This is a genomic window from Cypionkella sp. (genome assembly GCF_034376685.1).
Lineage (GTDB): Bacteria > Pseudomonadota > Alphaproteobacteria > Rhodobacterales > Rhodobacteraceae > Cypionkella.
Genome location: NZ_JAXMJJ010000101.1, coordinates 1 through 2649 on the forward strand (window position 1 = coordinate 1; position 2649 = coordinate 2649).

The following is a 2649-nucleotide window of genomic DNA, read 5'->3' on the forward strand; positions in this document are numbered from 1 at the left end:
CCAGCCTCAACAGCCTCAAGCACTTTGGCAAAGCGGATCCACTCGCCGCCATTGGCGTCGTGGTTCATCAGGAAGTTGGCGGCGCGGATCGCCTCCATCTCGGGCAGGCGCACCGGGTTCATGATGGCGCTGGTCATGCCCGCGCCAATCGCCATCGGCAGGAAAGCCGCGTTGATGCCGTGACGGTGGGGCAGGCCGAACGAGATGTTCGACGCACCGCAGGTGGTGTTGACGCCCAATTCCTCGCGCAGACGACGTACCAAGGCGAAGACCTGCTGGCCAGCCGACCCCATAGCGCCGACCGGCATCACCAGCGGATCAACCACGATGTCATGCGCCGGGATGCCGAAATCGGCAGCGCGCTCGACAATCTTCTTCGCCACAGCAAAACGCACATCGGGGTCTTGGCTGATCCCGGTGTCATCGTTAGAAATTGCCACAACCGGCACGTTGTATTTTTTCACCAGTGGCAGAACCAGTTCCATGCGGTCTTCTTCACCGGTCACCGAGTTCAGCAGCGGACGCCCCTCGCATGACTGCAAGCCAGCCTCCAACGCGCCGGGAACCGAGCTGTCGATGCACAAGGGCACGTCGACCACGGCCTGAATCCGCAGGATCAGTTCGCGCATCAGCGGCGGTTCGACAAAGTTGTTGTCGGCGTAGCGCGGATCCTCGGCCATTTTGTTGGTGAACACAGCGCCCGAGTTCACGTCCAGAATGTTGGCGCCGCAGGCGACCTGCTCTAGCGCGTCGCGCAGCACGGTTTCAAAATTGCCGGCTTCCATTTCGGCGGCCAGCTTTTTACGTCCGGTTGGGTTGATACGCTCGCCGATCACGCAGAATGGTTCGTCAAAACCGATGATCACAGTTTTTGTTTTGGATTCAATAACGGTACGGGTCATTCTTAAACCTTCTCTTTAAGCGTTTGCGGGTACGCCAGCGGCGCCGCCATTTTCGGTAACCCAAGCCGCATTGGTCTTAATGCCGCCCAGCGGGAAGAAGTGAACCTGCTCGATTCCAAAAGCCGGATTGGCCGCTTTGTGGGCAGCCAGCCCAGACACGAACTCGGTCGGCTCGTAGGGCAACAGCAGTTTCGTCACGTCCATAGCACGTTTTTGCAGCACGCGCAGAGAGGCCCCAACGCCGCAGGAAATTGCAAATTTGATCAGGGTTTGCAGCTTGGCAGGGCCTGCTACACCAATATGGATCGGCAAATGCACGCCAGCCGCAGCCAGACGGTTGGCCCAGGCGATCACCGGATCCGCCTCAAAGCAGAACTGCGTGGCAATCGCCATTTTCGCATCCGACCGCTCGGAAAACGCCTGTTTCCACTTCAGCGCCTGCATGACGATGGCATCGCCGCCGTCTTTGTCGATGTCTTTGTTGCCCTCAGGGTGGCCAGCAACATGCAGACGGTCAAAGCCGTCGAACAGGCCGGTTTCGATCAGTTGCATCGAGCTGTCAAAATCGCCCGCAGGGGTGTTGACGCCACCGCCCAGCAGCAAGGCTTGCTTCACGCCCGCCTCGGTCTGGTAACGCCTGATCCAATCGGCCAAGGTCGCCTTGTCATGGATGATCCGCGCCGGGAAATGCGGCATCACGTCAAAGCCTTCGCGCGCGATACGCTTGGCGGTAGCAACCATATCCTCGATCGGCGTGCCTTCGATATGGGCGATGTAAACCCGCGTGCCTTTCGGCAGAAGCGCACGGAAATCTTCTACCTTTTCGGCGGTGCGCGGCATCACCTCGATCGAATAGCCTTTCAGAAAGGCCTCATTCGCGTCGGTGTTCAGACTGGGTTTGGTGTCTTTACGGAAAAAGCTAAGTGCCATGCGGGCCTCCCCTTAGATGTGGTCAGGCTTGCGCCCAGCCCTCGGCGTTGATCAGCGCTTTCAGGCGCTCGGTGTCATAGGCGGTGTCGAGACGGGCGGCCTCAGCGGCGGCAACTTCGGCGGCTTCGCCATCAACCGCATAGGGCTCCGCTTTGCGCCATTCGGCCAGATATGCATCGGCATCTTTGGCACCGATTTTCATCGCACAGCGGTCAATCGCTTGCTCGAACCGCTCGGGCAGCTGCACCTTTGACGCAGCGCGGCCTTTGCCGACAATCACCTGCGCCGGAATATCGCGCCAAAACACCACTGTTACATCCGGCATAGCTGATTCCCCCACCAGTTTTGACACCTGTTCTATGCGGCGATACGCGACAAACAGGGTCGGTTTTCGACATGGCACATGCTTGAAGCGACCATGCCCGTTGCTAGAGGTAAACGGCCTGTCCGACCAGAGCCTGCGAATGGAGAAGTTTTCATCATCTGTATGAATGCACAGATCACGTTTGCACAGGCATGGGGGAGGGTGCTTGCCACTGCCCTGTAACGGGACTACCTTTGGGGCAACCACCAATGGAGGGCGATTATGGCGCCCGAGCGTCCCCTGGGGGCGGACGCGATGCAAACAGCGGTCGAGGCACCTCGTGCTTTCCGCGAAACTGACCCGTCGGCCCCCCCCGGCCTGTGGTCCAAGGGGCTTTATGCTGCCGTGGATCTGGGCACAAATGCGTGCCGCATGTTGATTGCCCAACCAAGGGGCAGTCAGTTTGTGGTTGTGGACAGCTTTTCCAAGACTGTCCAACTGGGTGCGGGGCTG

The 2649-nt window shown here is 59.3% G+C and carries 3 protein-coding genes and 1 pseudogene; 1 reads left to right on the plus strand and 3 read right to left on the minus strand.

Annotated features, from left to right (window positions below):
- From U1A24_RS19340 to U1A24_RS19350, 3 genes are all read right to left on the minus strand, one after another.
- Positions 1-902: methyltetrahydrofolate cobalamin methyltransferase (locus U1A24_RS19340; RefSeq protein WP_322323621.1), on the minus strand; the 902-nt coding region annotated here is incomplete at its 3' end.
- A gap of 15 nt (positions 903-917) precedes the next feature.
- Complete coding sequence (locus tag U1A24_RS19345) at positions 918-1832, minus strand: methylenetetrahydrofolate reductase (RefSeq protein WP_322323622.1); 915 nt, start codon at positions 1830-1832, stop codon at positions 918-920.
- Positions 1833-1854: 22 nt separating this feature from the next.
- Positions 1855-2157, minus strand: a complete 303-nt coding sequence (locus U1A24_RS19350; RefSeq protein ID WP_322323623.1) for a virulence factor — start codon at positions 2155-2157, stop codon at positions 1855-1857.
- A 261-nt stretch (positions 2158-2418) separates the two neighbouring features.
- Here U1A24_RS19350 and U1A24_RS19355 point away from each other — a divergent pair.
- A pseudogene (locus U1A24_RS19355) lies at positions 2419-2649 on the plus strand (Ppx/GppA family phosphatase); the annotation flags it as partial.

Coding starts and splice junctions, on each gene's coding strand:
- U1A24_RS19345 (WP_322323622.1), bottom strand. CDS start 1,832: ATGGCACTTAGCTTTTTCCGTAAAGACACCAAACCCAGTCTGAACACC.
- U1A24_RS19350 (WP_322323623.1), bottom strand. CDS start 2,157: ATGCCGGATGTAACAGTGGTGTTTTGGCGCGATATTCCGGCGCAGGTG.